The organism is Erwinia sp. PME.40.26/001 (assembly GCF_055556675.1).
In genome coordinates this window covers 1-401 of the sequence record NZ_JBVHNP010000037.1, presented here as the reverse complement: position 1 = coordinate 401, position 401 = coordinate 1, and the positions used below count along the sequence as shown (strand labels likewise).

General features: G+C 65.8%; 1 protein-coding gene. It reads left to right on the top strand.

Features of this window, described 5'->3' with window-relative positions:
• Positions 1-223, top strand: a 223-nt coding sequence (locus ACZ3HG_RS23095) for a transposase (RefSeq protein ID WP_465334622.1), incomplete at its 5' end; no start/stop codon positions are given.
• Positions 224-401: the final 178 nt, after the last annotated feature.

The window sequence follows — 401 nt, the reverse complement described above, 5'->3', positions numbered from 1 at the left end:
GGAACGCCTCAATCGGGAGATCAAGCGCCGCACCGACGTCGTTGGCGTGTTCCCGAACAACGCCGCCCTGCTCCGCCTGGCCGGCTCCGTCCTCGTCGAGCAACACGACGAATGGGAAGCCGCCGACCGCCGCTACTTCTCCGAAGCCTCCATGACCGAGCCCACCGCGACCACCCCCACCATCGACGAGGCGGTGATACTCCCCGAGATCACCGCCGCCTAAACTAACGACAGCTGATCATCGCAACGAAGCGAAAGACCACCACTCAAACGGACGCGGCCCGTACCACGGTCGGTGTCGCAGATTCCGCGCGTGAACGGATCCGCGCGGCCGCGCGACTCCTGCAGCACGTCGAGCAAGAAGGGGCGGGCTTCTCCGCGCTGACACAGGAGGTCCTAGA